Origin of the sequence: Streptomyces mobaraensis NBRC 13819 = DSM 40847 (genome assembly GCF_017916255.1) — a bacterium.
Taxonomy (GTDB): Bacteria; Actinomycetota; Actinomycetes; order Streptomycetales; family Streptomycetaceae; genus Streptomyces; species Streptomyces mobaraensis.
The window spans coordinates 4,189,693-4,204,147 of record NZ_CP072827.1 but is presented as its reverse complement, the minus strand read 5'-3'; the positions used below and the strand labels follow the sequence as shown (position 1 = coordinate 4,204,147).

Here is a 14,455-nt window from a genome sequence, read left to right as displayed (position 1 = left end):
GGCGCCCGTGCCGCCACTCGCCCAACGGCTATTCCGGCAGCCGGAGTTCCAGGTCCACCCGCGGCCGTACGCCCTCGCGGGCGAGCCCGGCCAGCAGGTCGGCGACCGGCCCACGCCCCGGAACAACAGCATCCGGATCCACGTCGTACCACGGAACCAGCACAAAGGCACGCTCGTGGGCGCGCGGATGGGGAAGCGTCAGCAGCGGATCGTCGGAAATCACGTCCTGATAGGTGACGATGTCCACGTCGATGGTCCGCGGCCCCCAGCGCTCGTCGCGGACGCGCTCGAACGCCTCCTCGATGGCGTGCCCGCGCTCCAGCAGCGAGGCCGGCGGGAGAGTGGTCTTCACCAGCACCACCGCGTTGAAGTAGGACGGCTGGGAGCCGGGCTCGACGCCCCAGGGCTCGGTCTCGTAGACCGGGGAGACCGCCTTCACCCGCAGGCCGGGCGTGTCCTCCAGGGCGTCGACGGCTCCCTGCAGCGTCTCCAGGCGGTTGCCCAGGTTGCTGCCGAGCGACAGCACGGCCCACTGCGGATTGCTCAGGGTCACATCGGCGGCGTCCACCTGCTCCACCACGGAGGCGGGCACCGGCTGCACGGTCGGGTCGCTGCTGCTCATACTCGGCTCCGGGTGATCGTTACGGTCACGTCGTCGAAGGGCACGGTGATCGGGGCGTCCGGCTTGTGCACGACCACCTCGACCTCCCGCACCGGGTCGTGCTTCAGGCACTGCGCGGCGATCCGCTCGGCGAGGGTCTCGATCAGGTCGACCGGCTCGCCCTGCACGATGCCGACGACCTCCTCGGCCACGATGCCGTAGTGGACGGTCTTCGTGAGGTCGTCGCCGGCCGCGGCGGGCCGGGTGTCCAGGCTCAGCACGAGATCCACGACGAAGGTCTGGCCTTCCTCGCGTTCTCGGGGAAAGACCCCATGGTGCCCGCGAGCCTTCAAGCCGCGCAGCGCGACACGGTCCACACGAATCACTCCTGCTGGTCGTCGGTGACGGGTACCTCCCGTGCCCTCGCGGCCACGGGGGAGGGACGTCCGGCGGCGGCCGGAACGTCACCCGTCCCCGGCCTTCGACCGGGATACCCAACCTCGAATCTACCTGCGAGCACCGACAGCGCCCGGGCGCGGGTGCCCCGGCCCGGGAACGGCTGTGACGCTGGTCACCGGCGTCCGCCGCGTTCCCCGGCCGGCGTATGAGCACCCATACCCGTCCGGGAAGCAGCTCGAACGAGTGGTCACGGATCCATCACACTGACGCGCGGCGATGACGCGCCGGGCCCCTCCGCACCGGAGAAGGCCGACCTGCCGGCCCCCTCAGCTCAGCGGCCCGACCGGCCCGGGCCCCCCGTCCAGATCCTCCGGGCCCTCCTCGCGCTCCCCGTACTCCTCGTCCTCCCGGCCCGCCAGCACCGGCGACCCGTGGTGCGACCACACCTTCCACTCCGACCCCACCCGCCGGAACACATTGGTCGCCACGACCAGCTGGCCGACCAGCGGCCCCAGCTCGCCCTCGGACTCCGCGGGCGCCCCGCTGAGGATGTTCTCGGTACAGGTCACCAGGGCCGTGTCACCGGCCACCGACACCTCGACGTCGGTCAGGAAGAACTGGATGTAGTCGGTGCTCGCCATGATCAGCGCGTAGGAGCGGAGCACCTCGCCCCGGCCGCGCAGCACCGGCCAGCCCGGATGGACACAGGACACCTCGGTACCGGGGTCGTCCAGCCACATCCGCCGCATCGCCTCGGTGTCGCCGCGCTCCACCGCCTCGTACAGGGCCGTGTTGGCGAGCTCGACCCGCTCGGCGTCCGTGCGCGCCGAGCTCACACCGCCCCCTCGGGGGCTCCGGCGCGCGCGGCGTCCACGGCGCTCACCACGCGCACGGCGTCCGCGCTCGCGCCCACCTCGTGCACGCGCACCGCCCACGCGCCCTCGCGCGCCGCCAGCACCGAGACCGCCGCGGTCGCCGCGTCCCGTTCACGGGCCGGCGGCGGGGTGCCGTCCGGGCCCGCCAGCACCCGGCCCAGGAAGCGCTTGCGCGACGCCGCGACCAGCAGCGGCAGCCCCAGCTCCGCCCGCAACCGGTCCAGCCGGGCGACCAGGGCCAGGTCGTGCCCGGCGTTCTTGGCGAAGCCCAGACCGGGGTCGATCACCAGCCGCTCCGGCTCGATCCCGGCCGCGACCACCGCGTCCACCCGCCGCCGCAGCTCGTCGACCACCTCGCCGACCACGTCACCGTAGACCGCCCGGCTGTTCATGTCCTCACTGAAGCCGCGCCAGTGCATGACCACGAACGGCACCCGGGCCTGCGCCGCCATCGGGACCATCGCCGGGTCGGCCAGCCCGCCGCTCACATCGTTGACCAGCCCGGCACCGGCCTCCAGGGCGGCCTCCGCGACCGAGGCCCGCATCGTGTCGACCGAGACCACGACGCCCTCCCCGGCCAGCTCCCGGACGACCGGGACCACCCGGCGCCGCTCCTCGGCCTCGTCCACCCGCAGCGCCCCCGGCCGGGTGGACTCACCGCCCACGTCGACCAGGTCGGCACCGCCCGCGACGAGGTCCAGGCCCCGCTTGACCGCCTCGGCGGTGTCGAACCAGCGGCCGCCGTCGGAGAACGAGTCGGGCGTCACGTTGACCACGCCCATCACCGCACAGCGGTCCCACCGCGGCAGACCGACGGGCCCGATACGAGCGTGCAAGGTACTCATGCCCACCAGCGTAGGCCGTGGGTCCCCGGCGGCGACGACCGGCCGACACGGCGAGAGCCCTCCCCGGAAGCGGTTCCGGGAAGGGCTCTCACAGGGTCCGGCGGGCGCGGCTCACGCGGCGCGCGTGACCTCCGCCTGCTCCACCGACGCGTCCTCGTCGAAGCTCGGCTTGGGCGGCGCCGGGCGGCGGCGCAGCAGCCGCGGCAGCTCCAGGAAGCCCTCCGCCTGCATCATCGCGAAGCCGATGCGCGGCAGGTCGCGGCTGTTCGGGAAGACGATGAAGCGCGGCTCCCAGCGCGGCCGGAACTTCTCGTTGAACTTGTACAGCGACTCGATCTGGAACCAGCGCGACAGGAAGATCAGCACCCCGCGCTGGATCCGGACCACCGGTCCGGCGCCCAGCTTGCTGCCGCGCTCCAGGGCGGAGCGGAAGAACGCGAAGTTCAGCGACAGGCGCTTGATCTTCAGCTCGGGCGCGGCCTGGAGGAAGGCGACGATCAGCAGCTCGTTCATGCCCGGGTCGGCGCTGCGGTCGCGCCGCATCAGCTCCAGGGAGCTGCCGTCCTTGCCCCACGGCACGTAGTGCTGCATGGCCCGCAGGTCGCCGAAGGGCGCGTTCTCGCCCTCCTCGACGTCCTTGTGGGCGGTGGCGATGATCGCGTCCAGGTCCTTGGGGTCGCCGATCCGGCCGAGCGCCATGGAGAAGCCGCGCTCCTCCTCGGTGTCGCGCCAGGCGTTGGCGGCCTGCTGGACGACCGCGAGCTCCTCGGGGCTCAGGTCACCGACGCGGCGGACCTTGGTGCTGTAGCCGTTGCGCTCGATGCGCTTGACCATCTGGCGGACGTTGCGCATGGCCCGGCCGCTGAGGCTGAAGTCGGCGACCTCGACGATGGCCTCGTCGCCCATCTCCAGGGCGTCCAGACCCGTCTCGCGGGTCCAGACCTCGCCGCCGGTCTCGCTGCACCCGTTGACGGCGGGGGTCCAGGAGTGGCGCTTGGCCAGTTCCATGAACTTCTCGATCGCGCCCGGCCACGCCTCGACGTCGCCGATCGGGTCGCCACTGGCGAGCATGACGCCGGAGACCACCCGGTAGGAGACGGCGGCCTTGCCGGACGGGGAGAAGACGACGCTCTTGTCGCGGCGGAGCGCGAAGTGGCCGAGCGAGTCGCGGTCACCGTGCTTGGCCAGCAGTTCGCGCAGCCGGTCCTCGTCCTCCTCGGTGAGGACGGCCGCCGGGTACTCCGGCCGGAAGGCCAGGAACGCGGTGGTGGCGACGGTCAGCAGGCCGAGGGCGCCGAGGGAGTAGCCGACGACGTAGTCCACGCCGCCGGTGTAGCGGATCGAGCCCTCGAAGCCGAACAGACCCCACAGGACGTGCTCGATCTGCTCCAGCACCGGCGGGTCGCCGACCATCTGGTCGGGGTGCGAGCCGACGATCACCCAGCCGAGGGCGAAGCTGGCGCCACCCATCAGGATGAAGTTGGCCAGCGCCTTCCAGCGGCTGCGCGGGTCGGGCAGCGCGGTGAACGCGTTCCGGTGCCGCACCAGGTAGGCGAAGAGCAGCAGCGAGAAGACCGCGCCCACGATGGAGTGGCGGTAAATAAGGTGCGCGGCGGCGCCCACCGGCAGCACGATGACCGCGGCCCACCAGGCACGGGACTTCGCGCGCTTGAGGCCGTGGGCGAGCATCAGCAGCAGGATGCCGACGACGATCGACGCGGCGGCGGCCAGCTGGGTGACGGCACCCGGCAGCACCTCCGCCAAGGTGTGGATCTTGCTGAAGCGGAAGCGCGGGATGACGCCGGCGGCGATGTCCATCAGACCGATGACCGCCGCGACCGTGCCTACGACGGCCGGAACACGCTCCGGCCGAGGCCCCTTGGCCATGCGGGCAAGCACCGACAGCCACTTCGGACCCGAAGGAACCCCATCGGACTTTTTGCCATCTTCCCTGACAGACATCTCTTCCCGTCGTCCATGTCGAGTGGGCATACGGCATCTGGCCGTACCGCTCCGGACAATGTGCGCCCTGTAGGACGACGGTTCAGGGGCGGAGGTTCCGCCGGCGGCGGGCCCGGATAGAAGTAACCATTCCGCGACCCGTTGCCGGGTCGCTCGGCAGAAAGCACCTCATGGGTCTCACCAGCAAGACAGTTCTGCTGTTGGCCGCCGTGCTGGCGGTAGTGCTCTTCGCGTGTACCGTCTGGCTCTGGCCGCGGCTCGGCAAGAAGAGCGTGGGTTCCATCCTGGGCCGCGTCGGCATGCTGCTCGTCACCCAGCTGTCCCTGTTCGCCGCCATCGGCCTCTACGCGAACTACTCGTTCGGCTTCTACGCCTCCTGGGCCGACCTCTTCGGCCAGGAGCAGGACCAGGGCGTGGTGGTGGACCACAGCTCGGGCGCCCACCGGGTCCAGGTGGTCGGCACCCAGCAGGTGAACGTGCCCCGGGCCTCCGTCCCCCGGGTGGCCGGCCGGATCGAGAAGGTGAACATCCAGGGGCCCGAGTCGCGGATCGCCAGCCCGGCCTTCGTGTACCTGCCGCCGGAGTACTTCCAGCCCGAGTTCGCCAAGCGCACCTTTCCGGCCTCCGTCGTGCTGACCGGCTACCCGGGCACCGCCGAGGCGCTGATCAAGGGCCTGCACTACCCGCAGACGGCGCACAAGCTGGCCAAAGAGAAGAAGATGCAGCCCACCATCCTGGTGATGATGCGGCCGACCGTCGCCCCGCCCCGGGACACGGAGTGCATGGACATACCCGACGGCCCCAAGACCGAGACGTTCTTCACCAAGGACCTGCGCAAGGCCATGGCGCAGCAGTACCGGATCGGCACCAAGGCCGCCAACTGGGGCATGATCGGCGACTCGACCGGCGGCTACTGCGCGCTGAAGCTCGCGATGCGCCACCCGGAGGCGTACGGCGCCGCCGCCGCGCTGTCCGGCTACTACAAGGCCCCGCAGGACCCCACGACCGGTTCCCTCTTCGGCGGCAGCAAGAAGCTGGAGCAGGAGAACAACCTGATCTGGCGGCTGAAGAACAAGCCGCTGCCCAAGATCTCGATGCTGGTCACCAGCAGCAAGCAGGGCGAGCACAACTACAAGGACACGATGAAGTTCATCGACCTCGCCGCGAAGCACCCCACCCGGGTCTCCTCGATGATCCTGGAGAGCGGCGGTCACAACTTCAACACCTGGCGCCGTGAGATCCCCGGCACCCTCCAGTGGATGGGCAGCCGCCTCAGCGCCTGATCCGTCCCCGAAGCCTCTTCCGGGCCGCCCGCGGCACAGCGGGCGGCCTTCGTGTTTCCGGGGACGCCGGCTCAGCGCGCCGACATGATGAGGCTCATCGCCTCCGCGCGGGACGCGGGGTCCCGCAGCTGGCCCCGGACCGCGGACGTGATCGTCTTCGCGCCGGGCTTCCGGATCCCCCGCATCGACATGCACATGTGCTCGCACTCGATCACCACGACGACGCCGCGCGCCTCCAGGATCTCCACCAGGGAGTCCGCGATCTGCGTGGTGAGCCGCTCCTGCACCTGCGGACGGCGGGCGTAGACGTCCACCAGGCGGGCCAGCTTCGACAGACCGGTGATCTTGCCGCTGGTCGCGGGGATGTAGCCGATGTGCGCCACGCCGTGGAACGGGACGAGGTGGTGCTCGCAGGTGCTGTAGACCTCGATGTCCCGGACCAGCACCATCTCGTCGTGGCCCAGGTCGAAGGTGGTGGTCAGCACGTCGGCCGGCTCCTGCCGCAGGCCGGCGAATATCTCCTTGTACGCGCGCGCCACACGGGCGGGGGTCTCCCGCAGACCCTCGCGGTCCGGGTCCTCGCCGACGGCGATCAGCAGCTCGCGGACCGCCTGCTCGGCCCGCTTCTCGTCGAACGGCCCGATGGCTCGCTCGCCGTCCAGGGTCACCGGATCGATCATGTTGCCTCGTTCTCTCGTGCGTACGCGCCGTTCGGCGGCCCTCCCCCGTCCACTCGGCCCTTCACCCGGCCGGAGGAGCGCGCACACATGCGCGATGCCGCGCCCCCAGGCTAGAACCTGGGAGACGCGGCATCCATTCCGGGCCCTGCGGCGCGGTTCACTCCGGGCGGAGGTCCTCCGGCAGCTCGACCGAGTCGACGCCGGTGGTGCCGGCGGCGCCGTTGCTGCTCGGGGCGAGCTCCTTGGGGGAGAGCACCGGCGGGCGGCTGGACGGCGTACGGCGCGAGGAGCCGGTCCACGCCGGGCGGGCCGGGCGCTTCACGACGTGCTTGAAGATCTCGGCGATCTCCTCCTTGTTCAGCGTCTCCTTCTCCAGGAGGGCCAGAACGAGGTTGTCGAGGATGTCGCGGTTCTCGACCAGGATCTCCCACGCCTCGTTGTGCGCGGTCTCGATCAGCTTCTTGACCTCTTCGTCGACCAGCGCGGCGACCTCTTCCGAGTAGTCGCGCTGGTGCGACATCTCGCGGCCCAGGAAGGGCTCGGAGTTGTCGGAGCCGAACTTGATCGCGCCGAGCCGCTCGGTCATGCCGTACTGGGTGACCATCGCGCGGGCCGTGGCGGTGGCCTTCTCGATGTCGTTCGCGGCGCCCGTGGTCGGGTCGTGGAAGACCAGCTCCTCGGCCGCGCGGCCGCCCAGCATGTAGGCCAGCTGGTCGAGCATCTCGTTGCGCGTGGTCGAGTACTTGTCCTCGTCCGGCAGCACCATGGTGTAGCCGAGCGCACGGCCCCGGGACAGGATGGTGATCTTGTGGACCGGGTCGGAGTTGGGCGAGGCCGCCGCGACCAGGGCGTGACCGCCCTCGTGGTACGCGGTGATCTTCTTCTCCTTGTCGCTCATGATCCGGGTCCGCTTCTGCGGGCCGGCCACGACGCGGTCGATCGCCTCGTCCAGCATGTGGTTGTCGATCAGCTTCTTGTCGCTGCGGGCCGTCAGCAGGGCGGCCTCGTTCAGCACGTTGGAGAGATCGGCACCGGTGAAGCCGGGGGTCCGGCGGGCGACGGCCGCGAGGTCGACGTCCGGGGCGACCGGCTTGCCCTTCTGGTGGACCTTGAGGATCTCCAGGCGGCCCTGCATGTCCGGGCGGTCGACGGCGATCTGCCGGTCGAAGCGGCCCGGGCGGAGCAGCGCGGGGTCGAGGATGTCGGGCCGGTTGGTGGCCGCGATCAGGATGACGCCGCCCTTGACGTCGAAGCCGTCCATCTCGACGAGCAGCTGGTTGAGCGTCTGCTCGCGCTCGTCGTGGCCGCCGCCGAGGCCCGCGCCGCGGTGCCGGCCGACGGCGTCGATCTCGTCGACGAAGACGATGGCCGGAGCGTTGGCCTTGGCCTGCTCGAACAGGTCGCGGACCCGGGAGGCACCGACACCGACGAACATCTCGACGAAGTCGGAACCGGAGATCGAGTAGAACGGGACACCGGCCTCGCCCGCGACGGCGCGCGCCAGCAGCGTCTTGCCGGTACCGGGCGGGCCGTAGAGCAGCACACCCTTCGGGATCTTGGCGCCCACGGCCTGGAACTTGGCGGGCTCCTGGAGGAACTCCTTGATCTCGTGGAGCTCCTCGACGGCCTCGTCGGACCCGGCCACGTCGGCGAAGGTCGTCTTCGGAGTGTCCTTGGTGATCAGCTTGGCCTTGGACTTCCCGAAGTTCATCACCCGGGAGCCGCCGCCCTGCATCTGGTTCATCAGGAACAGGAAGACGACGACGATGAGGACGAAGGGCAGCAGGGACAGCAGCACCCCGATGAACGGGTTCTGCTTGGACGTCGCCACGTTGTAGCCCTCGGGCAGGACGTCCTTGTCCTTCTGGTCGACGGCCTTCTGGAGCATCGCGGACAGCTGGACGCCCTGGTCGCCGATGTAGTTCGCCTGGACCTTGCTGCTGCCCTTGATCTTCTGGCCGCTCTTGAGCTCGACCTTGATCTTGTTTTCGTCGCCCGTGGTCAGCTCGGCCGATTTCACCCTGTTGTCACGGATGGCCGCGACAACCTGACTGGTGTCCACCGACTTGTAGCCGCCGGACGAGCCGACGACCTGCATCAACACGACCACGGCGAGGACGGCCAGCACGATCCACATGACCGGCCCACGGAAGTAGCGCTTCACGTCCATCCATACGGGGCGCGAGCGCCCCGTCCCTCCTGCCACAGTGAGGCACGGTGCCCCTCGGTCGGGGTGCCTGTGCGTACGGTGTTCTGCTCGACCTTGCAGTACTTGCTTGCGGTGCTTGCTAAAGAATGCTTGAAAAGACTGACCTTCGGACGGTACCCCAGCATTGTCACCCGACGCCGCCGCAGACGGTCAACAAATCCGTCTTCCCCTCCTCCAACGGCGGAAAACCGTGAGGGGTTCCCGGTGGCCCGGCGACCGCCGGGCCCTTCGGGGGGAATGCCGTCCGCCCTGGTCGGGGGTGGTCAGCCGCCGTAGACGTGCGGCGCGAGGGTGCCGACGAAGGGCAGGTTGCGGTACTTCTCCGCGAAGTCGAGACCGTAACCGACGACGAACTCGTTCGGGATGTCGAAGCCGACCCACTTCACGTCGATGGCGACCTTGGCCGCCTCCGGCTTGCGCAGCAGGGTGACGACGTTGAGGGACGCCGGCTCGCGGGAGCCGAGGTTCGACAGCAGCCAGGACAGCGTCAGGCCGGAGTCGATGATGTCCTCGACGATCAGGACGTGCTTGCCCTTGATGTCGGTGTCGAGGTCCTTGAGGATCCGGACCACGCCGGAGGACTGGGTGCCCGCGCCGTAGGAGGACACGGCCATCCAGTCCATGGTGACGGGGTTGGACAGCGCGCGCGCCAGGTCCGCCATCACCATCACGGCGCCCTTGAGGACACCGACGATGAGCAGGTCCTTGCCCGCGTACTCCGCGTCGATCTTCGCGGCCAGCTCGGCCAGCTTCGCGTCGATCTCTTCCTTGGTGATGAGCACCGACTTGAGGTCGGTGCCCATGTCCTTCTCGTCCACCCGCGCCACTCTCGTTCGATTGGGGCTCATCCGGCCGTCCGGGCGCCTGCCGCCCGGCCAGGGTCCGGCCGGGCCTGCCCGCGGTCACTCACGGTCGTTCGATTCAGCCCTGCCGAAGGACCAGTCTGCCACCATGCCGGTGGACCGCGACGCGCCCGGGGAGGTTGATGGCCCGCTGGCCGCGCCAGCCGGTGATCAGCCGGTCGACCTCCTCGATGTGCCGGGCGAAGAGCGAACCAGCCGGGGAACCGGCCTCGATGGCCGCCCGGCGCAGCACCCGGCGGCGGACGGCGGGGGGCAGCGCGTAGAGCTTGGCGACCTCCAGCGCGCCCGTGTCGTCCCGGACGGACGGCTCCACGGCGACGGCCCAGGAGTCGAGGGCGTCCGCGTCGTCCCGGGACAGCTGGGCGGTCCGGGCCAGCGCCTCGACGACGCCCTTGCCCAGCGCTTTCTCCAGGACCGGCAGTGCCTCGTGGCGGACCCGGGAGCGGGTGTAGGCCGGGTCGGCGTTGTGCGGGTCGTCCCAGACCGGCAGCGACTGCACCATGCACGCCTTGCGGGCGGTCTGCCGGTCGAGCCCCAGGAACGGCCTGCGGTAGCGGCCCCCGACCCCGGAGGCCACGGCCATCCCGGACAGCGAGCGGGTGCCGGAGCCGCGGGCCAGCCCCAGGAGGACGGTCTCGGCCTGGTCGTCGCGGGTGTGGCCGAGGAGCACGGCCGCGGCGCCGTGCCGTTCGGCGGCCTCGTCGAGGGCGGCGTAGCGGGCGTCGCGGGCGGCGGCCTCGGGCCCGCCCTCCCGGCCGACGGTCACGGGGAGCGCCTCGACGGGGTCGAGGCCGAGGGCGAGGAGGCGGCTCACCACCTCGGCGGCGCGGAGGTCGGAGCCCTCCTGGAGGCCGTGGTCGACGGTGACGCCGCCGGCGCGGAGGCCGAGCCGGGGGGCCTCGAAGGCGAGGGCGGAGGCGAGCGCCATGGAGTCGGCGCCGCCTGAGCAGGCGGCCAGGACGAGCGGGGGCCTGGAGCCGCCGGGGGCGCTTCCGGTTGCGGTTTCGGACGGAGCGAGGGTGAGGACGTCGTGGAGAACGCGGCGGACCGCCAGGCGTATCGCCGCGACCGCGGGGTGTGGACCCATGTCCGAGTGTCCAATCGTTCCAACGAGGAGCTGACGGGAAGGGGTTGTGGGGACGTGCGGGCTGCGCCGTCACGCTGTGTGCGTAGATGGTGACAGAGACGAGCCTTTACCCGAGCATCGCACGCCCACCCCTGGCACACGGTCCCTCGGACGGGTGATTACGGGAGCGTTCGTCCGTCAGGGGCGTGGACGCGTCAGCCGTCGGACCGGCTGTGCACCCGGGCGACCCAGTCCGCGGGTTTGGCGATCTCGGCCTTGGTCGGCAGGGTGTTCGGCGAGGTCCAGACCCTGTTGAAGCCCTCCATGCCGACCTGGTCCACCACCGCCCGGACGAACCGCTCGCCATCACGGTACTGCCGCAGCTTGGCGTCCAGACCCAGCAGCTTGCGCAGCGCCTGGTCGAGCCGGCCCGCGCCGCTGGCCCGCCGCTGCTGGAACTTCTCCCGGATCTCGGTCACGGACGGCACGACCCGCGGCCCCACCCCGTCCATGACGTAGTCCGCGTGCCCCTCCAGCAGGGACATCACCGCCGTCAGCCGCCCCAGCACCTCCCGCTGGGCGGAGGTCTGCACCAGCTCGACGATGCTGCGCCCGCCCCGCTCCCCCTCGTCCTCCGGCGGACGCCCGCCGGCCAGCGCCTGGAGCGCCTCGCGGAGCCGCTCCAGCAGGGTGGCCGGGTCGATGTCGGTCTCGGCGAGGAACGCCTGGACCTCGCCCTCGATGTGGTCGCGCAGCCACGGCACGCCCGTGAACTGGGTGCGGTGCGTCTCCTCGTGCAGGCAGACCCACAGCCGGAAGTCGTGCGGGTCGACCTCCAGTTCGCGCTCCACGTGCACGATGTTCGGCGCCACCAGCAGCAGCCGGCCGCCGCCGGCACCGCCCGGCAGGTCCCGGGTGGGCGGCACGAACGTCTCGTACTGGCCCAGCACCCGCGAGGCCAGGAACGACAGCAGCATGCCCAGTTCCACGCCGGTGACCTTGCCGCCGACCGCGCCCAGCACCGCGCCGCCCGGCAGGCCGCCCCGGCGCTTCTCCATCTTCTCCAGCAGCGGTCCGAGCACCGCCCGGAACCCGGCGACGTTCGCCCGGATCCAGCCCGCCCGGTCCACCACCAGCACCGGGGTATCCGATCCGGCGCCCGACGGCGTCATCCCGGTGAACTCCCGGACGTGCTCCTCCGACGCCTTGGCGTGCCGCCGCAACTCCGCGACCACCGCGCGGGCCTCGTCCCGGCTCACCTCCGGCCCCGGCCGCACGAGCCGCGTCGCGGTCGCCACCGCGAGCTTCCAGTCGACCATCTCCGCACCACCGATGCTCGTCATGGGTTCACGGTACGTGGTGCGGCGCGGTTGCGGAGGGGGGTGGATGCCCCGGCCCCACCCCTTCGCCGCTTCCTGGGGCTGCGCCCCAGACCCCGCTTTTCGCGGCTTCGCCGCTCGTCCTCAAACACCGGACGGGCTGATTTCAGCCCGTCCGGGGGTGCGGGGGCGCGGCCCCCGCGAGAAACGGTGGAAGGGCGGGACCGGGGCCTCCTCACCGGGCGGCGGCCACCGCCGCCGCCAACCCGTCCAACGCCCGCTGCGCCCCCTCCGAATCCGCTGTCCCATCGGCCAGGAAGGCAAAGGTCAGCAACCGCCCGCCGCCGGCGACCGCCGTCCCGGCCAGCGCGTTCACCCCGGTCAACGTGCCCGTCTTGGCCCGCACCACCCCCCGGCCGCCGGCCACGCGACCTTGAAGCGTCCCACTGAACCCCGCCACCGGCAGCCCCGTGAGCACCGCCCGCAACTCGGGCGCCCCCCGATCACCGGCGCGGGCCAGCAGCCGGGCCAGGAGGTCGGCGGATACCCGGTCACCCCGGTCCAGGCCGCTGCCGTCGGCGAAGCGGGTGCCCGCCATCGGCAGGCCGAGCCGCGCCAGCCGGGCGGCCACCGCCCGCCCCGCGCCCTCGAAGCTCGCCGGCTGTCCGTCGGCGAGGGCGGTCTGCCGGGCCAGTGCCTCGGCGATGTCGTTGTCGCTCTGGGTCAGGGCCCGCTCGACGAGGTCGGCGAGCGGGGCGGAGGAGACGGCGGCCAGCCGCCGGGCGCCGGCGGGCGAGCGGCCCTCGGCGGGCTCGCCCTCGACGCGTACCCCCCGCTCCCCCAGCAGGGCGGCGAACTTCCGTGCGGCGTCCCCGGCGGGGTCGTCCGTCCGGTCCGCGGGGCCGTGGTCGCTGTCGTCCAGCCGGCCCTCGTCCACCATGAGGGCGCTGACCGGCGCGAGGTTCTCGTTGGGGCCGATCGGGTGCGGTACGGGCCCGGTGTAGCGGGAGACGTCGTACCGGAGCGCCGTGTGGTCCGTGCCGAGCGCCTTCAGCGCGCGGGCCGTGGCGTCGGCCAGGGCGGGGAGGCCGGTGGGCTCCCGGCCGGGAGGGGCGGGGCGGGCGGTGAGGGTGGGATCGCCGCCGCCGACGAGCACGATCCCGTCAGCCCCGAGCGTCACCGCGGTCTCGATGCGGTGATCCGCGCCGAGCGCGGAGAGCGCCGCGGCGGAGGTGGCGAGTTTGACGGTGGAGGCGGGAGTGACCGCCGCGGCCTCGTTCGAGCCGAACAGCCGCTCGCCGGTGGCCGCGTCGACGACGGAGGCCGAGACGCGGGGGCCCAGCGCGGCGTCGGCGAGCAGCGGCTCCAGCGCGGCGGCGAGACCGGCCGCGGCGGGCGCCCCGCCGGAACCGCCGGCCCCGCCGACCCCACGCGCCTCGCCGGGCCCACCGGAAGGCGCCTCCGGCACCCCCGCGAGCACCGGCCCGGCCAGGGAGGACCCGTAGGGGGCGCCCCGGGCGTACGCCCCCCGGTCGGCGGCTGCGGCGCGTACCCGTTCGGCCGTACGCTGTCCGCCGTCCCAGGGGCCGGCGGCGGCCACCGCCCCGGCCGCGGCGAGCAGTCCCACCGCGGTGGCGGCGGCGACGAACCGCCCGGTACCGGACCGCGGCGGCAAGGCGGCAGGCCACCACCGGACCTGCCGACGGACGCTCCCGGGCATGACGGACCAGCCCCTTTCGCCACCACACACCTGCGTAGGGGACACTTAATCACCAGACGTATGTGTTGATCATGAAGGAGCCACTCGTGGAGTTCGACGTCACCATCGAGATTCCGAAGGGTTCGCGGAACAAGTACGAGGTGGACCACGAGACCGGTCGCATCCGTCTGGACCGCCGTCTCTTCACCTCCACCAGCTACCCCGCCGACTACGGCTTCGTCGAGAACACCCTCGGCGAGGACGGCGACCCGCTGGACGCCCTCGTCATCCTGGACGAGCCCACCTTCCCGGGCTGCCTCATCACCTGCCGCGCCATCGGCATGTTCCGCATGACGGACGAGGCGGGCGGCGACGACAAGCTGCTCTGCGTCCCGGCCAACGACCCGCGCGTCGAGCACCTGCGCGACATCCACCACGTGTCGGAGTTCGACCGCCTGGAGATCCAGCACTTCTTCGAGGTCTACAAGGACCTGGAGCCGGGCAAGTCGGTCGAGGGCGCCGAGTGGGTCGGCCGCGCGGAGGCCGAGGCCGAGATCGAGGCGTCCTACAAGCGCCTGGAGGCCGCGGGCGGCTCGCACCACTGATCCGTGGTGATCTGACGCGCCGATACGGAACGCGCGGCTCCTGAGGGCC

13 protein-coding genes are annotated in these 14,455 nt (G+C 71.7%); 2 read left to right on the top strand and 11 right to left on the bottom strand.

Annotated features, from left to right (window positions below; genetic code table 11):
* Positions 1-28: 28 nt before the first annotated feature.
* From folK to J7W19_RS18000, 5 genes are all read right to left on the bottom strand, one after another.
* Positions 29-622: a 2-amino-4-hydroxy-6-hydroxymethyldihydropteridine diphosphokinase gene (gene folK, locus J7W19_RS18020; protein ID WP_004940404.1), complete on the bottom strand. Its 594-nt coding sequence runs from the start codon at positions 620-622 to the stop codon at positions 29-31.
* The gene (gene folB / locus J7W19_RS18015; RefSeq protein ID WP_004940402.1) at positions 619-978 is read right to left on the bottom strand and encodes a dihydroneopterin aldolase; all 360 of its coding nucleotides are present in this window, start codon (positions 976-978) and stop codon (positions 619-621) included. The genes folK and folB overlap by 4 nt, the downstream gene beginning before the upstream one ends.
* Positions 979-1,326: 348 nt before the next feature.
* Positions 1,327-1,836, bottom strand: a complete 510-nt coding sequence (locus J7W19_RS18010; protein WP_004940401.1) for a nuclear transport factor 2 family protein — start codon at positions 1,834-1,836, stop codon at positions 1,327-1,329.
* Entirely contained in the window at positions 1,833-2,720 is an 888-nt protein-coding gene (gene folP, locus J7W19_RS18005) for a dihydropteroate synthase (RefSeq protein ID WP_078587744.1), read from the bottom strand. Before folP ends, J7W19_RS18010 begins: the two co-directional genes overlap by 4 nt.
* 111 nt (positions 2,721-2,831) lie before the next feature.
* Positions 2,832-4,682 carry a phosphatidylglycerol lysyltransferase domain-containing protein gene (locus tag J7W19_RS18000; RefSeq protein WP_040888116.1) on the bottom strand — a complete coding sequence of 617 codons (1,851 nt, stop codon included), beginning with the start codon at positions 4,680-4,682 and terminating at the stop codon, positions 2,832-2,834.
* Between the two features lie 170 nt (positions 4,683-4,852).
* On the opposite strand from J7W19_RS18000, the gene J7W19_RS17995 reads away from it, so the two are divergent.
* Entirely contained in the window at positions 4,853-5,965 is a 1,113-nt protein-coding gene (locus tag J7W19_RS17995; RefSeq protein WP_004940398.1) for an alpha/beta hydrolase, read from the top strand.
* A 71-nt stretch (positions 5,966-6,036) separates the two neighbouring features.
* On the opposite strand, the gene folE is transcribed toward J7W19_RS17995, so the two are convergent.
* From folE to dacB, 6 genes are all read right to left on the bottom strand, one after another.
* On the bottom strand, positions 6,037-6,645 hold the full coding sequence (folE, locus tag J7W19_RS17990; RefSeq protein WP_004940397.1) for a GTP cyclohydrolase I FolE: 609 nt from the start codon (positions 6,643-6,645) through the stop codon (positions 6,037-6,039).
* Positions 6,646-6,802: 157 nt separating this feature from the next.
* Positions 6,803-8,815 carry an ATP-dependent zinc metalloprotease FtsH gene (gene ftsH, locus J7W19_RS17985; RefSeq protein ID WP_004940395.1) on the bottom strand — a complete coding sequence of 671 codons (2,013 nt, stop codon included), beginning with the start codon at positions 8,813-8,815 and terminating at the stop codon, positions 6,803-6,805.
* 302 nt (positions 8,816-9,117) lie between these two features.
* Positions 9,118-9,657 carry a hypoxanthine phosphoribosyltransferase gene (gene hpt / locus J7W19_RS17980; RefSeq protein WP_004940393.1) on the bottom strand — a complete coding sequence of 180 codons (540 nt, stop codon included), beginning with the start codon at positions 9,655-9,657 and terminating at the stop codon, positions 9,118-9,120.
* A gap of 118 nt (positions 9,658-9,775) precedes the next feature.
* Positions 9,776-10,804 (bottom strand): tRNA lysidine(34) synthetase TilS, encoded by a 1,029-nt coding sequence (tilS, locus tag J7W19_RS17975; protein WP_004940374.1) that lies wholly within the window; start codon positions 10,802-10,804, stop codon positions 9,776-9,778.
* Positions 10,805-10,998: 194 nt separating this feature from the next.
* Positions 10,999-12,126 (bottom strand): zinc-dependent metalloprotease, encoded by a 1,128-nt coding sequence (locus J7W19_RS17970; RefSeq protein WP_004940372.1) that lies wholly within the window; start codon positions 12,124-12,126, stop codon positions 10,999-11,001.
* A 211-nt stretch (positions 12,127-12,337) separates the two neighbouring features.
* Positions 12,338-13,822, bottom strand: coding sequence for a D-alanyl-D-alanine carboxypeptidase/D-alanyl-D-alanine endopeptidase (gene dacB, locus J7W19_RS17965; protein WP_078587742.1), 1,485 nt, complete (start codon positions 13,820-13,822; stop codon positions 12,338-12,340).
* An 86-nt stretch (positions 13,823-13,908) separates the two neighbouring features.
* On the opposite strand from dacB, the gene J7W19_RS17960 reads away from it, so the two are divergent.
* Positions 13,909-14,406: an inorganic diphosphatase gene (locus J7W19_RS17960; protein WP_004940362.1), complete on the top strand. Its 498-nt coding sequence runs from the start codon at positions 13,909-13,911 to the stop codon at positions 14,404-14,406.
* Positions 14,407-14,455: the final 49 nt, after the last annotated feature.

What these genes read in the sequence shown, in the direction of transcription:
- tilS (WP_004940374.1), bottom strand. Translation starts at nt 10,804, where the DNA reads ATGGGTCCACACCCCGCGGTCGCGGCGATACGCCTGGCGGTCCGCCGC.
- J7W19_RS17995 (WP_004940398.1), top strand. Translation starts at nt 4,853, where the DNA reads ATGGGTCTCACCAGCAAGACAGTTCTGCTGTTGGCCGCCGTGCTGGCG.
- J7W19_RS17970 (WP_004940372.1), bottom strand. Translation starts at nt 12,126, where the DNA reads ATGACGAGCATCGGTGGTGCGGAGATGGTCGACTGGAAGCTCGCGGTG.
- dacB (WP_078587742.1), bottom strand. Translation starts at nt 13,822, where the DNA reads ATGCCCGGGAGCGTCCGTCGGCAGGTCCGGTGGTGGCCTGCCGCCTTG.
- ftsH (WP_004940395.1), bottom strand. Translation starts at nt 8,815, where the DNA reads ATGGACGTGAAGCGCTACTTCCGTGGGCCGGTCATGTGGATCGTGCTG.
- folP (WP_078587744.1), bottom strand. Translation starts at nt 2,720, where the DNA reads ATGAGTACCTTGCACGCTCGTATCGGGCCCGTCGGTCTGCCGCGGTGG.
- J7W19_RS18000 (WP_040888116.1), bottom strand. Translation starts at nt 4,682, where the DNA reads ATGTCTGTCAGGGAAGATGGCAAAAAGTCCGATGGGGTTCCTTCGGGT.
- folE (WP_004940397.1), bottom strand. Translation starts at nt 6,645, where the DNA reads ATGATCGATCCGGTGACCCTGGACGGCGAGCGAGCCATCGGGCCGTTC.
- folK (WP_004940404.1), bottom strand. Translation starts at nt 622, where the DNA reads ATGAGCAGCAGCGACCCGACCGTGCAGCCGGTGCCCGCCTCCGTGGTG.
- hpt (WP_004940393.1), bottom strand. Translation starts at nt 9,657, where the DNA reads ATGGGCACCGACCTCAAGTCGGTGCTCATCACCAAGGAAGAGATCGAC.